Source organism: Delftia sp. K82 (assembly GCF_002193035.1).
GTDB classification, from domain to species: Bacteria; Pseudomonadota; Gammaproteobacteria; order Burkholderiales; family Burkholderiaceae_C; genus Comamonas; species Comamonas acidovorans.
In genome coordinates this window covers 1,342,227-1,366,682 of record NZ_MYFL01000001.1, presented here as the reverse complement: position 1 = coordinate 1,366,682, position 24,456 = coordinate 1,342,227, and the positions used below count along the sequence as shown (strand labels likewise).

Genomic DNA, 24,456 nt, shown 5'->3' with positions numbered 1-24,456 from the left:
GAAAATTGCTGCCGTAAACACTGCATAAAACTCATGAATTACCGACGCCTGACGCCCTCCATGTCCTTGCTGCTGGTCTTCGAGGCAGCCGCGCGCCACGAAAGCTATGCGCGTGCGGCCGAGGAGCTGTCGCTCAGCCAGAGCGCCATCAGCCGGCAGGTGCAGACACTGGAGGCGCAGCTGGGCATCAGCCTGTTCCGCCGCGAGGGGCGCACGGTGCGCCTGACCGACGTGGGGCGCCGCTACTTCATCGACCTGGGCGCCGCGCTGGGCCGCATACGCAGCGCCACCCTGCAGGCCATGTCACGCCAGTCCGGCGGTGGCACCCTCAACCTGGCCACCCTGCCCACCTTCGGCTCCAAATGGCTGCTGCCGCACCTGCATGGCTTCTACCAGGCGCAGCCCGGGGTGACGATGCACATCCACTCGCGCATCGGCGATATCGATTTCGACAGCGCAGAGATAGACGCCGCCATCACCGTGGGCACGGGAGACTGGCCCGGGCTGACAGCGCATCGCCTGTACCACGAGTTTCTGGTGGCAGTGACCAGTCCGCAGGCGCTTGCCCAGGCCGGGCAGGCAGCAGCCTCGCCGGACTGGGCGGGCCAACAGGTGCTGCTCACGGTGGCCAGTAACCGGCAGGCCTGGAGCGAGTGGTTCACGCACTATCGGCTCGATCACCGGCAGATGCGGATAGGGCCGAGCTTCGAGCTGACCTCGCACCTGATACAGGCAGTGCTGGCAGGCATGGGCGTGGGCCTGGTGCCACGGGTACTGGTGGAAGAGGAGATGGCGCGCGGTGAGCTGCACGTGGTGGGAGACGCCATCCCCAGCCAGCGCAGCTACTACCTGGTCTATCCCGAGAGGAACGCGACACTGCCGGCGCTGGCAGCCTTCCGGCAATGGCTGCTTGAGACCTGCGCTCAGGGTTGATTCCTGCGCAACGGCCGCTCCCCTTCAGCGGTTGGCGACGGCACAAAGAAAAACGGACCACAGCCAGAAGCTGTGGTCCGTATTCATTTATGGTCGGCGTGGCGGGATTCGAACTCGCGACCCCTTGCACCCCATGCAAGTGCGCTACCAGGCTGCGCTACACGCCGAAGAATTCAATTATATACAGCTTTTTGCTCTCAAATAGAAAGCAGCGCACGAATCTGCAAAAGCTCCTCGCGCACGGCCTCCGGCTCCAGCGGAACGCTGGCCGCGGCATCGCCACCGAGCAGCGGCGCGGCAGCCGGCGCCGACACCACGACACCTGCCTGCAGCGCGGGAACCACGGCAGACCCCGAGGCTTCGCGCAGGCGGTTGCGCGCGCCGTTGATGGTGAAGCCCTGTTCGTACAGCAGCTCACGGATGCGCCGGATCATCAGCACTTCGTGGTGCTGGTAGTAGCGGCGGTTGCCGCGCCGCTTCATGGGACGCAGCTGCGTGAACTCCTGCTCCCAATAGCGCAGCACATGCGGCTTGACGTCGCACAGATCCGCGACCTCACCGATGGTGAAGTAGCGCTTGGCGGGAATCTGGGGCAGAAGTGAAGCCATGGCAAATGTGGATGAGGTCAGGATGTGCAATGCCGCTGGTGCGCGGACGCCGATCCGGGAAGAAAGCCGAGCCTACTGCACAGCTCGCTTGCAGGCCAGCACCCTGTCATAAAAACAGCCCATCCACCGCAAGGCAGACAGGCTGACGACAGCTGGGCCACGGCAAGCCGGGCCCCGGGGACGACCCTTCAGGACGTGGAGCCCGTCGTGCCTTCCTGGATCTGCTCCTTGAGCTTGCTGCTCGCATGGAAGGTCACGACGCGGCGTGCCTCGATCGGAATGGCCTCGCCCGTGCGCGGGTTGCGCCCCGGACGCGGCGCCTTGGTGCGGATCTGGAAGTTGCCGAAGCCCGACAGCTTCACATCCTCGCCCGTCACCAGGCTTTGCGAGATCAGCTCGAAGAACGCATCCACCATTTCCTTGGATTCGCGCTTGTTCAGGCCGATCTCGTCGAACAGCAGGTCCGCCAGCTGCGCCTTGGTCAGCGCGGGCGAATCAAGACTTTCCACCGTCAGTTCCATCACGGGATCTCCTTTCACGGCATGGGCCTTCCATCAGGCGCGCAGGCGCGCGCCCAGGCGTTGCTGCAGCTGCTCGAGCACGGCCTGCACGGCCTGTTCGATCTGCACATCGGTCAGCGAGCTGTCGTCATGGCCCAGCGTCAGGCGCACGGCCAGGCTCTTTTCGTCTTGCGCCAGCGCGCCCGGTGCCGCTGTCTCGCCGGCCTTGAGCGCCTTGGGACGGAACACATCGAACAGCACGGCGGAGCGCAGCAGGCCGCCGGTCTGGGCAGCCTCCACCGCCTGCATGAGCTGGGCATGCGTGGTCTTTTCGTTCACGACCACGGCAATGTCGCGCTCCACGGCCTGGTGCTTGGCCACGGGCTTGAACACCGGCACCTCGCGCGCCAGCACGGCATCGAGCTCCAGCTCGAACAGCACAGGCGCCTGGGCCAGATCCCATTGCTGGCGCCACTGGGGATGCAGCTCGCCGATGAAGCCGATGGACTGGCCATCGAGCAGCACGCGCGCGCAGCGGCCCGGGTGCATGGCCGGATGCTCGGCCGGCTCGAACACGGGCTTGCGCGGCGCCAGCAGCGCCTCGACATCGCCCTTGACGTCGTAGAAGTCCACCTTGGCTTCGGCGCGGCCCCATTGCAGCTGCTCTCCAGCACCCCAGGCCAGGCCCGCCACGCGCATGGGCTGGTAGAAGCCCTTGACCGTGGTGTCGCTGTCAACAACGCTGTCATCCTTGAGGAAGACACGGCCCAGCTCGAACACGCGCACGCGCTCGGCCTTGCGGTCGGCATTGAACTTGAGCACCTGCATGAGCGAGCCGATGAGGCTGGAGCGCATCACGCTGAGCTGGCTTGCGATGGGGTTGAGCAGCTGGATGGGATTGGCGTTGCCGGCCAGATCCTTCTCCCACGCGGCTTCCACAAAGCTGAAGTTGATGGTTTCCTGGTAGCCCAGATCGGCCAGCGCGCGGCGCACGGCGAACTGGCTGCGGCGGTTTTCGGCGCGCAGCTTGGGCGCAATGGGCGCCAGCGGCTTGGTCGTGGGCAGGTTCTCGTAACCCACCATGCGCGCCACTTCCTCGATCAGGTCTTCCTCGATGTTGATGTCGAAGCGGAAGCTGGGCGGCGTGACGGTGAGCACGCCATCGCCCTGCTCCACCGGCAGGCCCAGGCCGGCCAGCGCATCGTGGCACTGCTGCTGCGTGAGCGGCATGCCGATGACCTTGGCCGCACGCGCCACGCGCAGCGTGACGGGCTTGGACTGGGGCATGTTGGACTTCTGGTCGTCAATGGGGCCGCAGACGGTCTCGGGCGTGCCGCAGATCTGCAGCACCAGCTCGGTGATGCGCTCGATGTGCTCGACCGTCAGTTCGGGATCGACACCCCGCTCGAAGCGGTGGCCCGCATCGGTGGAGAAGTTGTAGCGGCGCGAACGGCCGGCAATCGACTTGGGCCACCAGAATGCGGCCTCGATGTAGATGTGGCGCGTGTCGTCGGACACGGCCGTGGCGTCGCCGCCCATGATGCCGGCCAGCGACTCGACTTCGCGGTCATCGGCGATCACGCCCACCTGTCCATCCACGGTGACGGTGTTGCCGTTGAGCAGCTTGAGCTGCTCGCCTTCCTTGCCCCAGCGCACCTGCAGGCCGCCGTGGATCTTGTCCAGGTCGAAGATGTGCGAAGGACGGCCCAGCTCGAACATCACATAGTTGGAGATGTCCACCAGCGGCGCCACGCTGCGCTGGCCGCAGCGCGCCAGGCGATCGACCATCCACTGCGGCGTCTTCGCCTGGGTGTTGACATTGCGCACCACGCGGCCCGAGAAGCGGCCGCACAGGTCGGGCGCCTCGATCTTCACGGCCAGCTTGTCCTGCACGCCCACGGCGGCAGGCGTGAACGACTGGGGCTTGAGCGGCGCGCCGGTCAGCGCAGCCACTTCGCGCGCCACGCCGTAGACGCTCAGGCAATGCGCCAGATTGGGCGTGAGCTTGAGCGTGAGCAGCGTGTCATCCAGGTTCAGGTACTCGCGGATGTTCTGGCCCAGGGGCGCGTCCAGCGGCAGCTCCATCAGGCCGCCATGGTCCTCGGACAGCTTGAGCTCGCGTGCCGAGCACAGCATGCCGAAGCTCTCCACACCGCGCAGCTTGCCGATCTTGATCAGGAAAGGCTTGCCATCTTCACCGGGCGGCAGCTCCGCGCCCACCGTGGCGCAGGGCACGCGGATGCCCACGCGCGCGTTGGGCGCGCCGCAGACGATGGTCAGCAGCTCGGGTCCGCCCACATCGACCTGGCACACGCGCAGGCGATCGGCATTGGGATGCTGCTCGGCAGCCTTGATCTCACCGACGACGATCTTGGTGAATGGCGGCGCCACGGGCTCCAGCTCCTCCACCTCCAGGCCGGCCATGGTCAGGGTGTCGGCCAGTTCTTGGGTGGTCAGCGGCGGATTGCAGAACTCGCGCAGCCAGGATTCGGGAAATTGCATATCAGACTCTTTGGCGTTGGTTCAGTCCGCGCGCCGTGGCGCTGGCGGACTCTTTGGCGAAGGCTTGCAGCCGGATCAACGGAATTGCGACAGGAAGCGGATATCGCCGTCAAAAAACAGTCGCAGATCGTTGACGCCATAGCGCAGCATGGTCAGGCGGTCAGGCCCCATGCCAAAGGCAAAGCCGATGTACTTTTCGGGGTCCAGCCCCATGTTGCGCACCACGTTGGGGTGCACCTGGCCGGAGCCGGCCACTTCCAGCCAGCGGCCGGCCAACGGACCGCTCTGGAACTGGATGTCTATCTCGGCGCTGGGCTCGGTGAAGGGGAAGAAGCTGGGGCGAAAGCGCAGCACCAGGTCGTCGCTCTCGAAGAAGGTCTTGCAGAAGTCGGTGAAGACCACCTTCAGGTCCTTGAAGCTGACGTTCTCGCCAATCCACAGGCCTTCGCACTGGTGGAACATGGGCGAGTGCGTGGCATCGCTGTCCACACGGTAGGTGCGGCCCGGCGCGATCACGCGGATCTCGGGCATGCCCTGGCCGGCGTCCAGCCGCTCACGGTATTTCTTGACGTGCTGCACGGCGTGGCGCACCTGCATGGGGCTGGTGTGCGTGCGCAGCAGATTGGGAGCCTGTTCCGTGCCGCCTTCCACATAGAAGGTGTCGTGCATGGAACGGGCGGGATGGTCTTCCGGCGTGTTCAGCGCCGTGAAGTTGAACCAGTCGGACTCGATCTCGGGGCCCTCGGCCACATCGAAGCCCATGGAGCCGAAGATGCCCTCGATGCGCTCCAGCGTCAGCGACACGGGGTGCAGGCCACCCTGGCCACGGCGGCGGCCCGGCAAGGTCACATCCAGCACCTCGGCCTTCAGGTGGGCCTGCAGTTCGGCATCGGCCAGGGCCTTGCGGCGCGCGGTCAGCGCGGCCTCGATGCCTTGCTTGGCCACGTTGATGGCGGCTCCGCGCGACTTCTTCTCTTCGACGGAAAGCTGCGCCATGCCCTTCATGAGCTCGGTCACCTTGCCCGACTTGCCCAGAAACTGCGCCTTGGCGTTTTCCAGATCAGCGGGGGTTTGTGCCTGCGCGAACAGCTGCTGCGCGCTCTCGACCAGAGAATCCAACTCGTTCATATCGACTCTTTATCGACTGTGAAAAGAAACAAGGGCTAGCAGCCTTTTCAAGCCCTAGCCCTTGCTGTTTGCGCTGCAGACCATCACGAGGATGGCCGCAGACCGTTATCTCAAGCAGCCAGCTTGGCCTTGACTTGATCAACGATGCTGCTAAACGCAGCCTTGTCGTGCACCGCGATATCGGCCAGCATCTTGCGGTCGATCTCGATGGCTGCCTTCTTCAGGCCGTTGGCGAACTGGCTGTAGGTCAGGCCCAGTTCACGTGCAGCGGCGTTGATACGGGCGATCCACAGACGGCGGAACACGCGCTTCTTGGCACGGCGGTCACGGTAGGCATATTGCCCAGCCTTCATCACCGCCTGCTTGGCGATGCGGAAGACATTGCCGCGGCGGCCGCGGAAACCCTTGGAAAGGGCCAGAACTTTTTTGTGACGGGCGCGGGCCGTTACACCACGTTTGACGCGAGGCATGTGTTTTCTCCTTGTTCGTCAGTGAATTACAGGCCAGCCATCGGCAGCATTTGTGCGATAGAGCCCATGTTGGTCTCATGCACAGACACTGCACCACGCAGGTGACGCTTGTTCTTGGTGGTCTTCTTGGTCAAGATGTGACGCTTGAAGGCTTGACCGCGCTTGACGGTGCCACCGGGACGAACGCGAAAACGCTTCTTCGCGCTGCTCTTGGTCTTCATTTTGGGCATTTGAATGCTCCTGTTGTTTGTGCTCGTGAGGCGGCTCGCAACACTGCGCGCACTTGCTGGCCCCGAGACACTTCTGTGCCAGCCCGGAGGCCGGCAAGAACAAGGGACATGGAAACCATGTCCCTTGCATCGCACGCCCCGCGCAATCAACTCGCGCACGGCCTGCAAATTCTGTCGCCCCTCAACGAAGGGCGAAACCGCGATTATGCCTTATCAGCCACCGCAGGTGCAGCAGAAACTTCTGCCGGCTTGCCGCCAGCGGTAGGCTTCTTGCGCGCAGGGGCGATCATCATCACCATCTGACGGCCTTCCAGCTTGGGGAACTGCTCCACCTGGATGGAATCCGCCAGATCGTCACGCAGACGGTTCAGCAGGTCCAGACCAATCTGCTGGTGCGTGATTTCACGGCCGCGGAACCGCAGCGTGATCTTGCACTTGTCACCATCGGCCAGGAAACGGCGGATGTTGCGCAGCTTAATGTTGTAGTCGCCGTCGTCGGTACCAGGGCGGAATTTCACTTCCTTGATTTCGATGACGGTCTGCTTGGCCTTGGCTTCGGCAGCCTTCTTCTGTTCAAGGTACTTGAACTTGCCATAGTCCATCAACCGGCAGACAGGTGGAGTGGCAGTGGCGGCAATTTCCACCAGGTCCACGTCCAGCTCGCCCGCCATGCGCAGCGCTTCCTGCAGAGGCACGATGCCCAGCGGCTCGTTCTCCGGGCCGGACAGACGCACTTCAGGCGCCATGATTTCACGGTTGAGACGATGCTTGCGCTCTTCACGGTGGCGCCGATCACGAAATTCAGTAGCTATGGTTCTCACCCTTGGATTTAAGTTGCTACAACAACGTAGCCGCTTGTGTGCAGTACACGCAAGCGGCTACCGCCTTTGGAGATGCTCCATCAGGCCTTCGCCGCGATGTCCTTGGCCACGAGTTCAATGAACGCATCGACCGACATCACACCGAGGTCCTTGTTGCCCCGTGCGCGCACTGCCACTGCACCAGCGGCCTTCTCCTTGTCGCCAGCAACAAGGATGTAAGGCAGCTTTTGCAACGAATGCTCCCGTATTTTATACGTAATCTTTTCGTTGCGCAGATCTGTCGCCACCCTAAGGCCTTGATTCGGAAATGCTTTTTGCAGCTTTTGTGCGACTTCCCGCACATAGTCCGCCTGCGCGTCGGTGATATTGAGCACGGCGGCCTGCACGGGAGCCAGCCACGTCGGCATGGCGCCAGCGTGCTGCTCGATGAGAATGCCGATGAAACGCTCCAGGCTGCCGACGATGGCACGGTGCAGCATCACGGGGCGGTGGCGGTCGCCATCCTCGCCCACGTACTCCGCATCCAGGCGCTCGGGCATGGAGAAATCCACCTGGATGGTTCCGCACTGCCACTGGCGGCCGATGGCGTCCTTGAGCGTGTACTCGATCTTGGGGCCGTAGAACGCGCCATCGCCGGGCGAGATCACGTACTCGCAGCCCGAAGCCTCCAGGCTGTTGATCAGCGCAGCTTCTGCCTTGTCCCAGCTTTCATCAGAGCCAATGCGCGCCTCGGGGCGCGTGGCGACCTTGTAGATGATGTCGCTGAAGCCGAAGTCCGCGTAGACCTTTTGCAGCAGCGTGGTGAAGGCCAGCACTTCGGGCTGGATCTGGTCTTCCGTGCAAAAGACGTGGCCGTCATCCTGCGTGAAGCCGCGCACGCGCATGATGCCGTGCAGGCCGCCCGTGGGCTCGTTGCGGTGGCACTGGCCGAATTCGCCGTAGCGCAGCGGCAGGTCGCGGTAGCTCTTGATGCCTTGCTTGAAGATCAGGATGTGGCCGGGGCAGTTCATCGGCTTGAGCGCGTAGTCGCGCTTTTCCGACTCGGTCGTGAACATGTTCTCGCGGTACTTGTCCCAGTGACCCGTCTTCTCCCACAGGGTCTTGTCCAGGATCTGCGGACCCTTGACTTCCTGGTAGCCGTTGTCGCGGTACACGCGGCGCATGTACTGCTCGACCTCTTGCCACAGGGACCAGCCCTTCGGGTGCCAGAACACGGTGCCCGGCGAATGCTCGTCGATGTGGAACAGATCCAGTTCGCGGCCCAGCTTGCGGTGGTCGCGCTTTTCAGCCTCCTCCAGCATGTGCAGGTACTGCTGCAGGTCGTCCTTCGATGCCCAGGCCGTGCCGTACACGCGCTGCAGCATCTCGTTGCGATGGTCGCCACGCCAGTAGGCGCCAGCCACCTTCATCAGCTTGAAGAACTTGAGCTTGCCAGTGCTGGGCACGTGCGGGCCGCGGCACAGATCCTCGAAGCTGCCTTCGCGGTACAGGCTCACATCCTCATTGGAGGGAATGCTGGCGATGATCTCGGCCTTGTAGTTCTCGCCGATGCCCTTGAAGTACGCAACGGCCTCGTCGCGCGGCAGCACGCGGCGCACCACGGGCTCGTCCTTGGCGGCCAGTTCGGCCATGCGCTTTTCGATGGCGACCAGGTCCTCGGGCGTGAAGGGGCGCTTGTACGAGAAGTCGTAGTAGAAGCCGTTCTCGATCACGGGACCGATGGTGACCTGGGCCTCCGGGAACAGTTCCTTGACGGCATAGGCCAGCAAGTGGGCCGTGGAATGGCGGATCACCTCCAGGCCATCGGCGTCCTTGGCCGTCACGATGGACAAGGGCATGTCCTTGTCGATGACGAAGCTGGTATCCACCACCTTGGCGTCGTCGCCCGTGCCAACCTTGCCAGCCAGTGCAGCCTTGGCAAGGCCCGTGCCTATGGATGCGGCCACTTCGGCCACGGTGACCGGGCCGGGGTACTCACGTTGCGAACCATCGGGAAGCGTAATGTGGATCATGGGATTCCTAAAATATTTCTCAGGGGGCGCGCATCCCCCAAAAGCAAAAAGCGCGGAGCCAGGTCCGCGCTTTCTTGGGGTCGAGTGAATCTCGTGCAGGCGCGAACCGCCAGCCGCTAGCGGCCGGTGTACATCTCCGATGTAGTTCGCGGTGTCATAACCATGATGCCTTTCTCGCCCTTGTCAGTTGTTGTCAATTGAAAACTTCCGCCATTTTAACCCCAGCAAAGAAAAAGCGCCCGAAGCACAAGGCCCCGGACGCTTTCTCACCCCTATCTACCTGAAGTTGCACTCACCGAAGCCGCGCTTCAGTGGAATTGCTCCTCTTCCGTGGAGCCGGTCAGCGCCTTCACGCTGGACGAGCCGCCCTGGATCACCGTGGTCACGTCGTCGAAGTAGCCTGCGCCCACTTCCTGCTGGTGCGACACGAAGGTGTAGCCTTGCTCGCGGGCTGCGAATTCGGGCTCCTGCACCATGTTCACGTAGTGCTTCATGCCTTCGCCGTTGGCGTAGGCGTGGGCAAACTTGAACGTGTTGAACCTTCCAGCAATACTGTAAGTAGCAGATTTTCAACGGGTTTTTCCATTTTTCGTGTCTGCTCTTCACACCCACCCAACAATGCCCCAAGCCGCCAAGGTGGCCCGTTGCCGGTTGAGCGACTGCTGCACCCTTGCCCTGCCGATAGTGGGGCAGCCCAGCTCCCACGCCCCTCCCAACCCCATACGATGGGCAGGTGATCGCGTCCGGGGTGCGCCACTTCTGCCTAAATTTTAGGCAGTTTTTTTAGACACTGGGTCTCCAACTTGTTTCCATCACTTTTGCCGCTGCATCCCATGATGCCCGCAGTCTAGTAACGCACAGGCTGCGCCACAACGCCATCGTGCGGCCTGCATCTGTGCAGGTTCTGCACAGATGCCCCCTCCTTTGAAAAATACCCAATCTCAGTGATAGCACAAACGGCACTGCATCGCTCTAATGGGCCGCGCCGATGCTTCAGGTTTTGAGGGCATCGCACCTCTCTTTGGAGCTGCGCAGGCAGATGCATCAGATGAGACACATGGGGAGCCAGGTGGGACAGACGGATTTCTTCACGCGACTAGGGCCGATGCGGCCGGCGCAGCAGTTGCGGCAGCTGCTGTGCTGCAGCCTGCTGTGTCTTTCACCGCTTGCGCAGGCTGCGCAGCTGCAGGTGGGAGCAGGCTCACGCGTGGACTTCGGAGATGCCACGGTGAGGCTGGGCTGCGCGGACCTGCATGTGAACGGATCGGCCGCAGCATCGGCATCGACATTGAACGGCATCGCCACTCTGAACATTGGAGCTGCAGGCGGGCTGCAGGCCGGAACGGCGCAGGTGGCGCTGTCCGGGGATTTTGTGCGCAGCGGCAGCTTCGATGCCGGGGGTTCCACCGTGTCCATCATGGACAGCTGCGCGCACAGCATATCGCGCGTGAGCGGTGGCACGGTGTTCAACCACCTGTCCGTGACCAGCGGCACGGGCAAGACCCTGGAGCTGGCGGCAGGCCAGAGCACGACGGTGCTGGGCCAGCTCACGCTGCAGGGCGCACAGGGCCGGTTGCTCAGGCTGCGCAGCTCGGCCGCAGGGACGGCGGCACAGCTGTCGGCCACGGCCCAGCAAAGCGTGCAGTTCGTAGATGTGGCCGACAACCGGGCCACGAGCGAGGTATTGGCCTTTGGCAAGCCGGACCAGTTCCAGTCCCAGGCCAGCGGCAATCTGTTCCGCTGGTTCCAGTTCGATGCGCAGGGACAGGACCAGGGCGGCGGCAGCGGCGGCAGCGGCGGCAGCGACATACGGCGCGTTCCTTCCCTTTCCATTGCGTGGACCGCCACGCTGGGAGCGCTGCTGGCACTGGCCGGCATGGCACGCATGGCGGCCCTGCGCCGCAAGCCACAGCGCAGCCCCCTACGCCGGTTCTAGCCCACACAACGGCGCCACAGCGCTGCAGAAAGATTTCCATGCATTGCATGCCATCCCAGGCCATCGCGGCGCTAATCCTGTTCATCGGGGTTTGCGCCAGCCCAGCGGCCTTTGCCCAGCCATCCGGACTGCTTGCCTCCGAGCAGGCACCCGCAGAGCACCCATACACAGCGCAGGCCGCACAACGGGCGGTGAACGAAACATCGCAGGAATCCAGCGTGCTGGCATCGGAGCAAGGCCTGGAGACCCTGGACAGCGAACGCGCCCGTGCTCGGGTCGAGGCCCGGAGCATGCCCCGGCTGATGCAGGCGCCCCAGCCACTGGCCTCAGACAGTCCCGCCGAAGCGACGGGGCAATGAACCCCCTACCCAGAAAAAGGAAGACCAACATGCCCTTGAACACCTCACGCACCACTCCACCGCTGGTGCTGGCCCTGGTTTGCGCAATGGCCTCGGCATTCGCTCCTGCACAGGCGGCCGATGTAGTGGTGCAGCCGTCCGCAGGCAGCTCCCTGATCGTCACCGACAGCGCGGGCGGCGCGCAGCGGCTGCGCGTGCAGGAGGACGGGCGCATCGCCCTGCCCGGCTGGCAGGGTTTGGCCCAGCAGACGGGGCCCATGTGCATCGACGTGACCCTGGGCTTTGTGGGGCCCTGCCCGGCGACCACGGGCTTTTCCCTGCCCTATTCCGCCACGGTCGGTTCGGTGGTGCCGCTGTTCGCCCTGAACCAGTCGGGCAGCGCCGGCGGCATCAGCGTGCAACTGCCAGCAGGCAATTCGGCCGCCGCCATCAGGGTCCAGCACACAGGCAACGGGGCCGGCATCCAGGTCGATACAGGATCAGGATTTTCCGTCCATGGCAGAACCGATGTCCGCACCTCGGCGGCCTTCGTGGGCGACAACTCCTCTGGAGAAGCCATTGTCGGACGGCAAAGCGGCACCGGCTGCAAAGATGTCCTGCCCGATAGGTGCAAGGGCATTGGCGCCGTCGTGGGGCGCCACGATGGCCCGGGCGGCTACGGCGTGCGTGGCTTCGTCACCAGCGCCGACGGAGCCATCGGCGTGCTGGGCCAGGTGGGAATCAATGGGGGCCAGGGGGTTGCAGGCCGCTTCGAGAACCAGAATGCGGCGAACACCTTCAACACCCTGGAGGTCTCGACCACGGGCAGCGGCGCTGCGGTGCATGTGACGGGCGGAGCCAACACGCAGGACCTGGCGGTGCTGACCTCGTCCGGCACCAAAGTGGCGCGCATAGACAAGACCGGCAGGGGCTTTTTCAACAACGGCACCCAGACCGGCGGCGCCGACATTGCCGAGGTGATCGACACCCAAGGCCCGCTGCCCCAGCCCGGCGACGTGGTGGAGATCGACCCCGACCACCCCCTGCACTACCGCCTGTCCAGCGGCGCGCAGAGCCCGCTGGTGGCCGGCGTGGTGACCACGCGGCCCGGCGTGCTGATGAATGCGGATGTGCAGGACGCCACGAACCTGCCCGCGCTGGCGCTGGCAGGCCGCGTGCCGGTGAAGGTGACGCTGGAGGGCGGCCCCATACAGGCCGGCGACCTCCTGGTGTCGGCCAGCATCCCGGGCCATGCGGCCAGGGCGCCGACCCCTCCGGTGCCGGGGACGGTGATCGGCAAGGCCATGCATGGACATGACCAGCCCCAAGGCCAGACCGGCGTGGTCGAGATGCTGGTGATGCTGCGCTAGTTCTGCAGTTGCTGCCAGACTTTGTCCAGCCGCTTGATGCTCACCGGGTACGGCGTGCGCAGCTCCTGGGCGAAGAAGCTCACGCGCAGCTCCTCCAGCATCCAGCTGTGCTCCTGCATGCGCGCATCGATGTGACCTTCACTACTGCCAGAGCGTGCAGGGCGCGCTCAATCTTAATGGACCTGCCCGCGACTGTATTGACCCAGTGAAAACCTGCTCAGGCGTTAACGTCGAGAGGAAGACGCCATGCCCACACAGTGACCTGTTGCCGGTTGATCAACTGTGGCACCGTTGCCCGCAGCCCAGTCGCCACACCTCTCCCAACCCCATGCGATGGGCAGGTGATCGCGTGCGGGGCGTGTCACTTCTGCCTAAATTTTAGGCAGTTTTTTAGACACTGGGTCTCCAACTTGTGTCCACCACTTTTGCAGCTGCATCCACAGCAGACATCAGCGTCTCGTCTGCCAAGTGGCTGTAGCGCGCCGTGGTCTTGATCTGGGAGTGGCCAAGAAGTTTGCTCACCACATAGATGGATTGCCCCGAGTTCACCAGGTTGCTCGCGAACGTGTGGCGCAGGTCATGCATCCGCAGGTCTGCGATCCCCGCCGCCTTGCGGACCTTGTCCCAGAGATAGAACAGGTTGCCAAACGGCCGCTTGGTATCCGGGTTGGGAATCACATAAGGGCATCCGCTCCAACGTGGCAGCCCCCGCAACACCTCCAGAGCCCTGTCAGAGATCGGAATGCATCGGGCTTTCCCGCTCTTGGAAAGAGGAATGCGCCAGTTGCGCCGCTCCAGATCAACGTCTTCCCAACGTGCATCCAGCAGCTCACGCTTGCGGCATCCGAGCAGCAGCAAAAGAGCAACGATGCTCTTCAACTGGGGAGAACCACGCTGGGACAGGGCCTCGTGCAGGCGCTGGGTTTCAGCCGCGCTGAGATACCGCTCCTTCGCGTTGTTCGGGTTGAACAGCACCACACCGTCGGCAGGGTTGGACTCACTTCCCGGGATGCCTTTCTTCCTCGCCAGATTGAACATGATCTTGAACAGGATGGGTATCTTGTTGGCATGAGCCAACGCATAGCCCTTCGTGCGCAGATCCTGGTGAGCCTCGGCCAGCATGTTGGTCGTGATTTCGTCCAGGTGCTTGGCTCCAAAACGCGGCAGGACATGGCACTTGATGAAGCTCAGCGTGGACTGAAAATTCCTCCGGTGCAGGTGGATGTGCGGCACATAGGTATCGCGGATGAACTCGGCCAAGGTCGGCACCGCACGCAAGGCTTGGCGCTCCTCCAGCGGATTGCCGCCCAGCTCCACCTCCGAGCGCAACCGCATGGCCTTCTGCCGGGCCTTGTCGTAGCTGACCGCAGCAGCGTCACCGATCTTGCATTGGCGCAGCTTGCCGTGGCTATCGTGATAGCGCAGGTAAAAGGTTTTGCCACCTGAAGGTCGAGCCTCCAGGATGAACCCTTTGAGTGCGTTGTCGTAATAGTCCACCTTGGATTTTCCGGGCGGGCAAACCGCTTCACGCACGAACTGCGCACTGAGTTTGACAATGGGCATACAGCCTCTCCTTTCATGAAGTTGATTGATAAAGATCCGCGCCCATGGAGATCGGCGCCTAAGCAATAGACGCACGAACGCCTCTCCACATGGGCGTGGCCATTAACAAGACAATGGGTTAATAAAGATGCGGAACAGTCCCGCAGAGACCATCACCGCAGGAATCGACGATGATCAAAATCATCGGCTTAGGAAAACTCACTTGAAAACTCCAGGAAACGGCCACCACTGGTTTCACAAGTGAGCCCACCACCTTTCACTGTGACGGCACCCCCGATCACTATTTCAGAACTCTGGAATCGGCGGCTTTCCTGCACGCAAAGGCTTCTCTTCTTCCGGGGGCAGCTCACTTGGCAACTCTGGCAGATACCGTGCAAAAGCATCAGCAAAATCACGCACCTCATAGCCCTTGGGCGTATAGTCCGCATTCATGCGCACAGTCTTGGTTTTTATTCCATAGGCACTCATGAATTTTGCCAGCTGACGCGCCGAAAGCGGTTTACCGCCATTGTAGGTGCCCCAGTCCATATCATCATCGTCATGGAGCTCTTGCAACAAATATGCCGACGGAATGTACTTTTCCGAATAGTCAGACAAGACCTCGCGAATATCCTCCAGCAATTGATTGGAAGATGCCTTAGGCGGCGCTGTTTCTTCACAGTTTTTCAGGGCTGCCTCACACGCTTTTTGATACCACTCTTCGCCAAGGCACTTTGCAATGGCCAGCAAGGGCTCCCAATTATCTTGCTGGCGATCACTGAGTTCCTGTGGCATCTCATCCCAGCCTTTCGCTAAGGCGTCCTTGTTATCTATAACAAATTTCAGAATACGAGAACGCAGGCCTTTAAAAACCTCTGGATCGGCAGAACGTAAGCGCTGAACATTGTCGCCCTTGGTCTTGCGCCTCATGGGAATCTGAATACCTCGACTCATTGTGGCGCTCGGCAAGTGCCGCTCAAGCATGATTCCGGCCATGACTTTAGGGCCATAACCACATAGGCACGCTCGACAAGCTCTTTCCCCACGGCCTCTACCCGCAAGACAAATCCTCCTTTTTCGTAGCCCTTGTTCACTACCCCAGCAAATTCTGTTTTTCCCTCCATAAATGTGTCTGCTTCATCGATCAGTAGCGTGGGCATGAAATTAGTGATCAACCTAAAAAGTGCTGCCAAGGTAATATTGGCTGACTCCATTGGTCGAAACACAAATTTCTCCACCACCTTTAGCAGCTGAGTTTTCCCACATTCTTTCTCTGGAGCATTAATCAGCAACAGAGGGCAACGCTGAAAATCCCTATAGCACCATGTATTAATAGACCATAGCCCCACAATCAAGGCATCATGATCCGATATGATCACGTGATTTTTAATGGCACGCATAATTTCAGTCATCAGCATGCCGCAATCGATCGCACCCTCAAACGGCTCGACATTATTCGCGTCCAGGCTCTTTGAAATGATCGACGAAGTTGAACTCACAGGCTTAGTTTTCATGATCCATCCTTTGAAATTTTTCGGTTGCTTTGAAATTACGCGGTTGAGAAGATGGATTGGCCAATCCGTGGTTCGCTGAGTGCAGGCAGCGATCCAGGACTGAATTCTTCATAAAAACCGCATCCTCGCAACCCACGCCACTTAACCCTCCATGGCGCTCCCCTTAAAATTCATGCCAACTCTCGGATCACGGTAATCAAAGCACTAAGGATGGAGGCACAGCAAACAAGGAAATTAAAATATATAAGCCTTAACGTACTTCTGTATGGGATTGAATTTTCTCTAGAAATAGAGCGCCTTCAAGAAGCGAGTCGCAAAAATCTAAGGAATGGAGGCACACCAAACAAGGAAAACAAAATTCCTTGGCTTGGAAGCACTTCTAGCTGGGGATTTTTTTGAGCTTAGGAAAGAAGTACTTCTGCGAAGGAGCAAAGAAGGCAAGAAGCCAACCATCGCACTCCAAATGTACAAAATTTGAAACTCTTGTAACCAATGACAATAATTCTCTTGCTTACAACATCACTGCTTTTCAGGCAACATATTGGGCAGCACCCCCTCTGCCCCGCCCCGATACGCAACATCCGCAACGCCGCAACGTTGTTGCAGGGCATGGCCCGATGGGTGGCGCCGTGGCAGATGTGGCGGAGTCCGGGGAGGGCAGCCCCCGGGGGCCGGGGGGGCCGGGGGGCTGGGCAGCACCGCGTCGCCCCGGCTGGTGCCCAGGTTGCCCCCAGGCGAGCCCGGCAGGGGTCCGGGATCACCCCCCTCATGGAGCGGCCGTCGCGCGCCGCCCTGGCCCAACCCCCGCCCCCCAGGGCGCAGAGGCTGGAGCGGACTTCCTCCGGGAGCTTGGCTCAGGCTATTTCCGAAGGTAGCCCACCCACAGGGCAGCCCCCGCACCAACCAGAATCACGATCAGCAACAGGGGATACATAAAGGTCAGCGCAGCGGCAGCAGCTATGGACATGGGGCGTGTAGCGTTGAACCACATTCCCAGTACCAATACCGTAACCAAGGCGGCCTGTATGCCCGGGGTCAAGCCCCCTCCTTTGCCTTCCGGCGCGACTTCCCTGCCATGCTGGCGGCACTGCCCTCGTCCTTCGCCTTGGGCGGGTTGCGCGTGATCCCCTCCAGCGTGGCTCCGGGCACATGCTCATGGAGCCGCGTGTTCACCTCGCCCGGCCGGATGAGCCCAAGATCCCGTAGCGCAGCCAGCACGAAGCCGCCTGTGTTGATGGACTTGCCTGGATGCAGGCTATGGAAGCTCTTGGCGGTCAGCTCCTGCGCTCCCGAAACGATCGCCTCGATGGCCGAGGCTGGCGCCCAGTCCTTGCACCACACGCCGTTGCCGGTGCTATCGGCGATACGCAGGTACAGCGCGTTGTCGCCCTTGCCCTGGCCCACCGTGTAGGTGAGCGTGCTTCGGCCCGACACTGACAGGCACTTGCCGTTGTAGATGCTGTCGATCGATACGGGTTGCTGCCCGTTTTCTGTCGCTTCGAATTCACTCATAAAGTTCTCCTTAGTAGATCGATGCAATAGGCAGGTGGCCTATCAGATAAGGTGGCAAAACGCCCTCAGACAAAAAAAAGCCGCCTCGATGGGCGGCAGGTGGTGGGCGATGAAGGCAGGTCACTGTGATCTGGCCCTCACTTGGCTGGCGCAATAGGCCGTGAGCAGGGGATCAAGATCCGCATGTTTGGGCACGTAGATCACGACACCGAAGCCGTCATCACTGAGCACCAGGGTCAGTTCGAACCAATCCCGATGGCTTTCGGCGACATCGCAATGGCGGCCAAGAAGTGAAAAACCCAGTTCCGCATCAATAGTAGTCAATGCGTCACTGGGCTCCAGAACCAGGATTTTGATGAGACTGGACAGGTCATCCACCTCATATTCGGCCAACTCTTCAATACGCAGGCTGATCAGTTTATCCAGCTCGATGCACCGGACTTGACCGCAGGCTTCATGAATAGATAGGAAATCCGCATAAACGCGCATAAAACTCCTTTCTGTTAGAAAAATAAAGCCCGCCGAGGATCTCTCCAGGGCGGGCCAACAAGGAAACAACCAAACAGCTACTCTTATTCAGTCAATAAATACCCTTTAAATGGTTAGCACAAGAAACATGGCCATTAAATTTCACTTTGACTTGAGTGCAGAAAAAGTGACACCTCCGATTGACACCAGCAAAGGCACTCCGAGCATTACGGCAAACAAAGGCAGCAAACGTCCCGTTCCTATCAGAGAGACCCCCTCCGATATCAACCCCAGCGTTAACGCGTTGACACCTGTGCTGAACAAGGCGATCAAGTGCCAGGTCGCCATTCCCACCGCCAGCAACAATGTGCCTATCCAGACCCGCTTGAGCACGGTGTAGGTCGCCTGCGGAAGGAACGAGCACCAAGCCATAGCAGCAAGCAGCGCAGCCGCCACGCTCGTCTTGGGCCAGAGATACATGAGCAGCAGCACCCACACGCAAGCAGAGGACAGGATGGCCGTGGCCCAACGGGCGAAGTACTCACTCGCTGGCAACTGGTCAATGGCCTGCAGATAGGGCCCTGACAGCTTCTCCCCGAACAGCTTCAGCAGCAGACCGCCCAGGATCAAGGTCACGCTCAGGATGATGTTGACCAAGCGGTCATGCATCAAGCCGTTGTTTGTGATCCTTCTGCCGCCCATGCCATCAACAGCAACATCGCTGCCCAAGGCGAGGATGAGCATGACGATCCCCACAAGCATGATCGCGGTTGAAACCCTCTTCATTCGTTGCTCCCTTCTTTGGATTGAGCCAACTCGGCCCTGATCTCGGTTTCGTGGCGATTGCTTACCTTGGTGACGTAGTAGCACGTCCAAATCAGCATTCCCAGGCCAAACCACCACGCCATAAAGAAACCAAGGGCGGTGCCCAGCATGAGGAGGCCAAATGCCCAGTTTTCTCCTTTCGTGAATCGTTTTCCGGCAAGTGCGCTGATATGCGCATCTACCTTCTTCTTGGCCTCCTGGCTTACTCGCTCATCCAGCACGGGAGCTGTATCAGTTGATACTTGGTCCTTGGTGCCGTGCAGTTGGGCCTCGATCTCTTGAATCTTCTGCGCCGCCTCCTTCTCGGCAGACTCTTTGATCGCCCTCTCGCGCGCTTGCTCCTGTTGCCTCTTTTCAAGCAACTCCTGCCGCTTGAGCGCGTCCTGCGCCGCCTCTTCCTTCTGCAATTGCGCCCTTCTCTCGGCAATTTTTTGGTTCAGATCCAATTTATTCCTCGCTCAGTAGACTGCTCAAAGCCGCTCCTGCGGCAACCATGCCCGCTGCCCCAACGGCAGCTCCACGCCCCTTGCGCTTGGCTGCGTCTTCAGCACGAATCACTTCGTCAATGCACCTCGCGGCTCTTGCGGCACGCTCGGATTCCGGCACTCTCCTTTCAAAAGTAATCATCAAGGTTTCTCTGTCTGCAACGACGAGATGTCTTTGCATGACCTTTTCCATAAAAACCAGGCGCCATCCTTCCGACGCCATGGCATTTATATAGGCCTCTAGGACTTCAGTTTCTATTCTCCCTTCTCCTAGTAATAGCGAGCTGATCGCCCCATCTGCCACGTCAATGACCTTGTATTCGTAATCCATATAATCCTCCAAGTTGAAATAAATATATACACGGACAAATTTTTTCGCCACCTCAATTAGTTTATTGAAACCCATTAATAATCAATCAACCACCTTTTAATGATGTAACGTTTTTCGTGACGACAGAATATCACAGTGTAACGAAACTCGCTACATGAATTCCGTCTCTCTCGAGCCTTCCAATGTCGTAGGACGCCGTATGCGTGCCCAGCGTGAAGCCCTTCAGTGGTCCCAGGAAAAAGTGGGAGTACTGATCGGCATTGATGAGTCCTCAAGCCGTGCGCGCATCAGTAGGTATGAGCTGGGGACACACGAACCCCCTGTGAAAACCGCTCGACAGATCGCCGAAGTACTAAACGTCCCCTTGGCCTATCTTTATTGCGAGGATGATGAGATCGCCGAACTTCTTTTGGTGCTGTTCAAGCTCAGTTATCCACTTCGCCATCAGATCGTTGCTTCATGGATAAATCAAGCAAATGAAATATAGCGCTGTTGCGTGCGATCTGCATATGCATCAATGGACCGCAATTTATGTCCGATACCATTTTTCAATTTATTCACAATTGGCTAAATAAATTAATCAAGAAAACTCAAAACCCCCTACGTTCAACATAATAATTTTGAAAACTTTAATTCACCAAAACCCCAATTAAATAAGAAAACCAACCGGGTTAACACTCATAAGCAAGAGCGCACTCCGGCGTCACCGCACAGACTGCAAGGAAGTGACTCGGCAAACATCTAACTGGTGGCGAAGCTACCCTGGCCGATTCGTACTCCAGGCCAGCGCACCAGCCCTAGCGCTATCGAAGAGTCCACGCTGATGCTCTTCAGCATCGAATTGCGCCACCGTCGGATGCTGTAGTCGCGGATTGCCAGCTATGGGAGGCCCCCCCCCACTGCCGACAGTATTCTGATTAGTACTGGCTTGTCTCACCCCAGCGACGTACAGCCCACTGAGTCGGTGATTTGCATGAGCATGAGGCACTTGGTGACATACTGCACATTGACACCTAGAAGCTCGGCCGCGTCATCAGACTCATCGAGTAACGGGCAACCCGCGCGACTTGGTCGAGGTATAGTCTGAAGACCTTTTTATGTGACTATCGAAGATGGTATGCGAATCACCTTCACTGCTATGCATCCCGACAAGAAGAGTCATGATTCTTTCGTACTCCCTCAGAACACAGTGGCGTAGGAGATGCCTGTCAAACGAGGGGATCACTTGAGACTCGCTTGCCGATGTATGCTGCATGGCGAATTGCCATCGTACTTGCGAAGTCTTTAAGCCAAATAATGCACAAGACTTCCTAGAACCATATCGCTGAAATAGGAAATAATGGGATAGAAATTCCGGAACTTAGATATTTTTTCTGTTAATTTTCAGCATCGGTCACCGCATCACCAAATCTTGGGAGAGAGACTTTGAAAACAGCTTTGTTTGTTGATTTCGATAATGTATATTCCGGCCTACGGCGTATCAGTACACTGGGGGCGGATCGATTAGCCCGTCAGCCTGCAAAGTGGCTGCAGTGGCTCACTGACAACCTTCCGACGACAGTGTCGGAGTCAGAAGCGATTAGAAATCGTAGAGTACTGGTGCGCCGCTGTTACTTGAACCCGGTTATGTTCAATCAGTTTCGACGTCCTTTTCACGAGGCGGGATTTGAAATCGTCGACTGCCCACCTACAACTGCTTCTGGAAAAACCAGTACAGACATACACTTGGTGCTAGACACTATCGACGCTTTACAGGATGCTACACACTTCGATGAGTTCGTCGTTTTCTCCGCCGACGCCGACTTTTCACCATTATTGCGTCGTTTGCGAAGACATGACCGGCGCACCATCATTTTTGCAGCGGGTGCCATGTCAGAGTCCTACAAAGCTGCTGCAGATGCCGTGATAGATATCTCGACTTTCATTCGGGAAGCCCTTCAGCTAATCGAGGACGAAATAGACATAGAAACCGATCAAGTTGTTGGCAACAGCATGCCATCCTTACGCATGGTTGAACTCCGAAAGAAAGCTGAGGGATCAATACGTCGCCTGGTCCTTGACGCAGCAGATCCGGTCCCGCTACCAAGGCTAGCACAACAGTTACAACGCGAAATTCCTGGACTGAAGGAATCTATGTGGGCAGAAGCCGGCTCTTTTAGCAATTTGATACGTCAGCTGTCTCCCGCAGGCGTCCAATTCGACTTTAAGGATGAAATGGCATTCGATATAGTTAGGAAAGAGCAAGCCAATTTCAGACAACCAAGCTCTGCATTAATAACATCGACCCCTGCAGAAAAAAATAGAGCACCCAACAACTCGCTCTCAGCTGAAATGCAGGAATTATTACCCATATCAAGTGATCAAATCGATGAAGCTGCAGTCCGTATGATCCGTCAATGGATAGGGGCAGCCACGCGTCCCATGCTATTCTCGACTCTTGGAACCGAGCTCAGGAAGGCGCTTCCGCAACTAGCGGATGGATGGAACGGTGCTCCAACGCTGGCTGCATATCTTCAACGGCTTCCCCTAGAGCCACTAATGCGGGGATCGCTGGAAGATGGTTCAACATTCGTTCTCTACGACCCAGAGCAACATCAAGCACCGGCCGGGGTTGTCGGGGACTCAATGGTTTCAGCGATGCTCCGAGCAGCAGAACTGCCAGTTATCCGCGCACAGGACTTCGTACGCATACTGCATCAAGCACGTGTGCATATGGGCCAACAAGAACCTTTTGAGATTGCTGCAGTCAGTCGGAAAGTTTCAGAGTCGCTTGGTGCCGAAAACCGACATATTCCGATCAAACGCATTACAGCCACCCTTCAAGCCTTAATATTTGGAGGCCTTGACACCACTCAGGCATTTTCTTCTCCGCAAGCATTAGTTACTGCAGCAATGGGCGTGATCTTGGCATCTTGGTCGCGTGAAACCCAAGTCCAAACAGACGATGAGGCAAGGAATCGTCTTATTTCATGGCTTACCAGAACCAGCCCTTCTACCGCTAACGAAAAATGAAATAGCACTCCTGATTCACAGCTCTGCCCTGTCGCTTATCTGTGAATCGCTCATCCACAAAGTGAGAAACATACCGCCGGCCACAAAGAAGTTGGCACCTTGGTTGGAGCAACTCAATTCCCTACGATCAGCCAAAACGTGGTTGCCGTGGCGTAGGCGCCCAATATGTTTAGGAAAACCTGAGCTATCACGGCATGATGGCATGGGTGGGGCAGTATATTTTATTCGGTAGGAACTTTAGAAGTATTCATGGTCTGTTTACGCCAACCGTCGACTGCAATCGAGAGGTCAGCAACCGCCTCGCCCGAAGCCCAGCGTTCCCAGAATTCCACAGTGCCACTGTTTGGTCGATGCTCCGGCATTGAAACCCGGATCCGAGTAGGCAGCAGACTAGCATCCCCAACCACCAATGCTTCACCAGTGTCAAGCACCGGTAGGAGGTCGCCGAATCCCGCCAAGCTGTCTGGGAGCAGCCTACGCACCACTGACTGGTCGTCGCCATTAGTGAGACGCATAGCAACCAAGTTGTTGCACTGACTCAGGACGGTACGGTTGACCTCGGAGGGTCGCTGGCTGATTACGACCAATCCGACGCCATACTTGCGGCCTTCCTTAGCAATCCTCTCGAATATCTCAACAGATATCTCTCCAGCTCCACCGGACTGTTGCCGCTCAGGAATATAGAGATGCGCCTCATCGCAGAAGATCGCTATTGGGTGGCGCATACAGGCTTCGGTCCACTGCTGCACAGAAAAGGCGAGCTTCGCAACCAGACTTACCATCAAAGGCAAAACATCTGATGGCACTTCGGAAAAGTCGATGATCTTCACACCACCTCCGCCATCCTTCTGGTTAATCGAACCAGCCAACAGTGCCTTGACCAAACGCTCAAGCCAGTCAAACATGTGCGTTTCAGTAGTGCCTTGGAACAGGAAGCCAAGTCGCCGGTCCGTGCGTTTATTCTCCAACCGCTGAATCATCCGGCTCAGCTTTCCATTGAATTCACCAGCCTTCTCTGAACCGGCGCGTGCGCCCGGTACCATTTCATCGTTGAGCTTGCCCAGTTCGTCTATAACACAATTGAGATCAAATGGAATCGGACTATCAATCGTGAAGTTATCGAGCACGTCTTTGCGGCCGTGCGCCTCAAGATAGGCCTGCTTGGCTGCCAGGATGGCACGGGACATCACCATCGCCTGGTTCGGCGCGTTCTGATCGGTGCGCTCGACAAACATTGATGTCATGGCTTCGTAGCCGAGCAGCCAGTAAGGCAAAAATATTACGCCGTTGTCAAGTGATGCCTTACCGTCCAGATCAGCAGGGCCTGCGACGCGAAAATGCTGGAACCCTTTCGCGTTCAATGGCGCATATTCGCCATGAATATCGAAAACGACCGCATTGGCGTTTGGCAGTGCTGCTACCTGTTCAAGGATCCTGGCTGTAGTCCAGGACTTGCCAGATCCCGTGCTGCCAACGACGACTGCATGGCGTTGAAAGAATTTATTGCCGTTCAAAAATGCATCGGCACTCGCATCAAGAGTGTAGTGCCCGAGCGTGAGTTTCTGCCCATCTCCCGAAATATTGGCGATGACGCGCATGAAAGCTGTCAGCCGCTCACCCTCAAGCGCAAAGCAGTTGGCATCAATCTCCGGAACTGTTTCCAACGTGCGCAGGAAGACGTTGCTGCGATTCCCAACCTTGTCTATCAGCGTGCCGATGAGTGCGATCCGCACAACATTGAGTTCCGCCACTTGGTCGCCATCCGTTGTCTCCTCCGTGTCCACCGAGCTTCCAATGCCGTCGACCGCTGTACGCGTAATCTTCTGAATGATACCGATCAGGTACTGACCAGCACGGCTGCTTTGCAGCACTGCCAAACGGTTTACCTGCAGCTTGCGTAGCTGTCGCATCCCGGACGA

General features: G+C 58.9%; 24 protein-coding genes, 1 tRNA gene and 1 pseudogene. 6 read left to right on the top strand and 20 right to left on the bottom strand.

Annotation, left to right across the window (positions count from 1 at the left end):
• The first annotated feature begins 33 nt into the window (after positions 1-33).
• On the top strand, positions 34-933 hold the full coding sequence (locus KDK82_RS05865; RefSeq protein ID WP_179217855.1) for a LysR substrate-binding domain-containing protein: 900 nt from the start codon (positions 34-36) through the stop codon (positions 931-933).
• Positions 934-1,023: 90 nt separating this feature from the next.
• Here the strand turns inward: KDK82_RS05865 and KDK82_RS05860 are convergent.
• From KDK82_RS05860 to KDK82_RS05815, 10 genes and pseudogenes are all read right to left on the bottom strand, one after another.
• Positions 1,024-1,100: transfer RNA gene (locus KDK82_RS05860), tRNA-Pro, on the bottom strand.
• A 30-nt stretch (positions 1,101-1,130) separates the two neighbouring features.
• Entirely contained in the window at positions 1,131-1,541 is a 411-nt protein-coding gene (locus KDK82_RS05855; RefSeq protein WP_013801679.1) for a MerR family transcriptional regulator, read from the bottom strand.
• Positions 1,542-1,729: 188 nt separating this feature from the next.
• On the bottom strand, positions 1,730-2,062 hold the full coding sequence (locus KDK82_RS05850; protein WP_088164239.1) for an integration host factor subunit alpha: 333 nt from the start codon (positions 2,060-2,062) through the stop codon (positions 1,730-1,732).
• 33 nt (positions 2,063-2,095) lie between these two features.
• Positions 2,096-4,543 (bottom strand): phenylalanine--tRNA ligase subunit beta, encoded by a 2,448-nt coding sequence (pheT, locus tag KDK82_RS05845; protein WP_088164238.1) that lies wholly within the window; start codon positions 4,541-4,543, stop codon positions 2,096-2,098.
• A 75-nt stretch (positions 4,544-4,618) separates the two neighbouring features.
• Positions 4,619-5,671 carry a phenylalanine--tRNA ligase subunit alpha gene (gene pheS, locus KDK82_RS05840; RefSeq protein WP_012206411.1) on the bottom strand — a complete coding sequence of 351 codons (1,053 nt, stop codon included), beginning with the start codon at positions 5,669-5,671 and terminating at the stop codon, positions 4,619-4,621.
• Between the two features lie 110 nt (positions 5,672-5,781).
• Complete coding sequence (gene rplT, locus KDK82_RS05835) at positions 5,782-6,141, bottom strand: 50S ribosomal protein L20 (RefSeq protein WP_012206412.1); 360 nt, start codon at positions 6,139-6,141, stop codon at positions 5,782-5,784.
• Positions 6,142-6,167: 26 nt separating this feature from the next.
• Complete coding sequence (gene rpmI, locus KDK82_RS05830) at positions 6,168-6,371, bottom strand: 50S ribosomal protein L35 (RefSeq protein WP_012206413.1); 204 nt, start codon at positions 6,369-6,371, stop codon at positions 6,168-6,170.
• 203 nt (positions 6,372-6,574) lie between these two features.
• Entirely contained in the window at positions 6,575-7,192 is a 618-nt protein-coding gene (gene infC / locus KDK82_RS05825) for a translation initiation factor IF-3 (RefSeq protein WP_012206414.1), read from the bottom strand.
• An 80-nt stretch (positions 7,193-7,272) separates the two neighbouring features.
• Positions 7,273-9,204: a threonine--tRNA ligase gene (gene thrS, locus KDK82_RS05820; RefSeq protein WP_013801676.1), complete on the bottom strand. Its 1,932-nt coding sequence runs from the start codon at positions 9,202-9,204 to the stop codon at positions 7,273-7,275.
• Between the two features lie 308 nt (positions 9,205-9,512).
• Positions 9,513-9,743: pseudogene (locus KDK82_RS05815) on the bottom strand (isocitrate lyase); the annotation flags it as partial.
• A gap of 500 nt (positions 9,744-10,243) precedes the next feature.
• On the opposite strand from KDK82_RS05815, the gene KDK82_RS05810 reads away from it, so the two are divergent.
• The 3 genes from KDK82_RS05810 (at position 10,244) to KDK82_RS05800 (ending at position 12,848) form a co-directional block, all read left to right on the top strand.
• Entirely contained in the window at positions 10,244-11,140 is an 897-nt protein-coding gene (locus KDK82_RS05810; protein ID WP_143343394.1) for a hypothetical protein, read from the top strand.
• A gap of 191 nt (positions 11,141-11,331) precedes the next feature.
• A complete protein-coding gene (locus KDK82_RS32625; RefSeq protein WP_156493767.1) occupies positions 11,332-11,499 on the top strand; it encodes a hypothetical protein in 168 nt (55 codons plus the stop codon).
• Positions 11,500-11,528: 29 nt separating this feature from the next.
• Positions 11,529-12,848, top strand: coding sequence for a hypothetical protein (locus KDK82_RS05800; protein ID WP_061287729.1), 1,320 nt, complete (start codon positions 11,529-11,531; stop codon positions 12,846-12,848).
• On the opposite strand, the gene KDK82_RS05795 is transcribed toward KDK82_RS05800, so the two are convergent.
• From KDK82_RS05795 to KDK82_RS05755, 9 genes are all read right to left on the bottom strand, one after another.
• Complete coding sequence (locus KDK82_RS05795; protein ID WP_255247316.1) at positions 12,845-12,979, bottom strand: DUF3418 domain-containing protein; 135 nt, start codon at positions 12,977-12,979, stop codon at positions 12,845-12,847. The genes KDK82_RS05800 and KDK82_RS05795 overlap by 4 nt on opposite strands.
• Positions 12,980-13,238: 259 nt before the next feature.
• Positions 13,239-14,411, bottom strand: a complete 1,173-nt coding sequence (locus tag KDK82_RS05790) for a site-specific integrase (RefSeq protein ID WP_061287728.1) — start codon at positions 14,409-14,411, stop codon at positions 13,239-13,241.
• 285 nt (positions 14,412-14,696) lie between these two features.
• On the bottom strand, positions 14,697-15,320 hold the full coding sequence (locus tag KDK82_RS05785) for a DUF3631 domain-containing protein (RefSeq protein WP_179217853.1): 624 nt from the start codon (positions 15,318-15,320) through the stop codon (positions 14,697-14,699).
• Between the two features lie 20 nt (positions 15,321-15,340).
• Positions 15,341-15,904 carry a hypothetical protein gene (locus KDK82_RS31760; RefSeq protein ID WP_143343393.1) on the bottom strand — a complete coding sequence of 188 codons (564 nt, stop codon included), beginning with the start codon at positions 15,902-15,904 and terminating at the stop codon, positions 15,341-15,343.
• A 1,035-nt stretch (positions 15,905-16,939) separates the two neighbouring features.
• Positions 16,940-17,416, bottom strand: a complete 477-nt coding sequence (locus KDK82_RS05775) for a hypothetical protein (protein ID WP_061287725.1) — start codon at positions 17,414-17,416, stop codon at positions 16,940-16,942.
• Positions 17,417-17,536: 120 nt separating this feature from the next.
• Entirely contained in the window at positions 17,537-17,905 is a 369-nt protein-coding gene (locus KDK82_RS05770) for a hypothetical protein (protein ID WP_061287724.1), read from the bottom strand.
• A 141-nt stretch (positions 17,906-18,046) separates the two neighbouring features.
• Complete coding sequence (locus KDK82_RS05765) at positions 18,047-18,670, bottom strand: hypothetical protein (protein WP_061287723.1); 624 nt, start codon at positions 18,668-18,670, stop codon at positions 18,047-18,049.
• On the bottom strand, positions 18,667-19,155 hold the full coding sequence (locus KDK82_RS05760) for a hypothetical protein (protein ID WP_061287722.1): 489 nt from the start codon (positions 19,153-19,155) through the stop codon (positions 18,667-18,669). The genes KDK82_RS05765 and KDK82_RS05760 overlap by 4 nt, the downstream gene beginning before the upstream one ends.
• Before the next feature lies 1 nt (position 19,156).
• Positions 19,157-19,600: a DUF4177 domain-containing protein gene (locus KDK82_RS05755; protein ID WP_223275331.1), complete on the bottom strand. Its 444-nt coding sequence runs from the start codon at positions 19,598-19,600 to the stop codon at positions 19,157-19,159.
• Positions 19,601-19,679: 79 nt separating this feature from the next.
• Here KDK82_RS05755 and KDK82_RS05750 point away from each other — a divergent pair, with 79 nt between their 5' ends.
• Together KDK82_RS05750 and KDK82_RS05745 are read left to right on the top strand one after the other, a co-directional pair.
• Complete coding sequence (locus tag KDK82_RS05750) at positions 19,680-20,012, top strand: helix-turn-helix domain-containing protein (RefSeq protein WP_074931555.1); 333 nt, start codon at positions 19,680-19,682, stop codon at positions 20,010-20,012.
• A 938-nt stretch (positions 20,013-20,950) separates the two neighbouring features.
• The gene (locus KDK82_RS05745; RefSeq protein ID WP_088164234.1) at positions 20,951-22,537 is read left to right on the top strand and encodes an NYN domain-containing protein; all 1,587 of its coding nucleotides are present in this window, start codon (positions 20,951-20,953) and stop codon (positions 22,535-22,537) included.
• A 221-nt stretch (positions 22,538-22,758) separates the two neighbouring features.
• Here KDK82_RS05745 and KDK82_RS05740 read toward each other — a convergent pair.
• The coding region (locus KDK82_RS05740; protein WP_143343473.1) for an ATP-binding protein at positions 22,759-24,456 on the bottom strand (1,698 nt) is incomplete at its 5' end.

Bases quoted from the DNA above. Each gene is read 5' to 3' on its own strand.
- KDK82_RS05810 (WP_143343394.1), top strand. From the start codon at position 10,244: ATGCATCAGATGAGACACATGGGGAGCCAGGTGGGACAGACGGATTTC.
- KDK82_RS05850 (WP_088164239.1), bottom strand. From the start codon at position 2,062: ATGGAACTGACGGTGGAAAGTCTTGATTCGCCCGCGCTGACCAAGGCG.
- thrS (WP_013801676.1), bottom strand. From the start codon at position 9,204: ATGATCCACATTACGCTTCCCGATGGTTCGCAACGTGAGTACCCCGGC.
- KDK82_RS05855 (WP_013801679.1), bottom strand. From the start codon at position 1,541: ATGGCTTCACTTCTGCCCCAGATTCCCGCCAAGCGCTACTTCACCATC.
- KDK82_RS31760 (WP_143343393.1), bottom strand. From the start codon at position 15,904: ATGAAAACTAAGCCTGTGAGTTCAACTTCGTCGATCATTTCAAAGAGC.
- KDK82_RS05770 (WP_061287724.1), bottom strand. From the start codon at position 17,905: ATGCGCGTTTATGCGGATTTCCTATCTATTCATGAAGCCTGCGGTCAA.
- KDK82_RS05755 (WP_223275331.1), bottom strand. From the start codon at position 19,600: ATGGGTTTCAATAAACTAATTGAGGTGGCGAAAAAATTTGTCCGTGTA.
- rplT (WP_012206412.1), bottom strand. From the start codon at position 6,141: ATGCCTCGCGTCAAACGTGGTGTAACGGCCCGCGCCCGTCACAAAAAA.
- KDK82_RS05785 (WP_179217853.1), bottom strand. From the start codon at position 15,320: ATGAGGCGCAAGACCAAGGGCGACAATGTTCAGCGCTTACGTTCTGCC.
- pheS (WP_012206411.1), bottom strand. From the start codon at position 5,671: ATGAACGAGTTGGATTCTCTGGTCGAGAGCGCGCAGCAGCTGTTCGCG.
- KDK82_RS05750 (WP_074931555.1), top strand. From the start codon at position 19,680: ATGAATTCCGTCTCTCTCGAGCCTTCCAATGTCGTAGGACGCCGTATG.
- pheT (WP_088164238.1), bottom strand. From the start codon at position 4,543: ATGCAATTTCCCGAATCCTGGCTGCGCGAGTTCTGCAATCCGCCGCTG.
- KDK82_RS05865 (WP_179217855.1), top strand. From the start codon at position 34: ATGAATTACCGACGCCTGACGCCCTCCATGTCCTTGCTGCTGGTCTTC.
- KDK82_RS05800 (WP_061287729.1), top strand. From the start codon at position 11,529: ATGCCCTTGAACACCTCACGCACCACTCCACCGCTGGTGCTGGCCCTG.
- KDK82_RS05775 (WP_061287725.1), bottom strand. From the start codon at position 17,416: ATGAGTGAATTCGAAGCGACAGAAAACGGGCAGCAACCCGTATCGATC.
- KDK82_RS05765 (WP_061287723.1), bottom strand. From the start codon at position 18,670: ATGAAGAGGGTTTCAACCGCGATCATGCTTGTGGGGATCGTCATGCTC.
- KDK82_RS05790 (WP_061287728.1), bottom strand. From the start codon at position 14,411: ATGCCCATTGTCAAACTCAGTGCGCAGTTCGTGCGTGAAGCGGTTTGC.
- rpmI (WP_012206413.1), bottom strand. From the start codon at position 6,371: ATGCCCAAAATGAAGACCAAGAGCAGCGCGAAGAAGCGTTTTCGCGTT.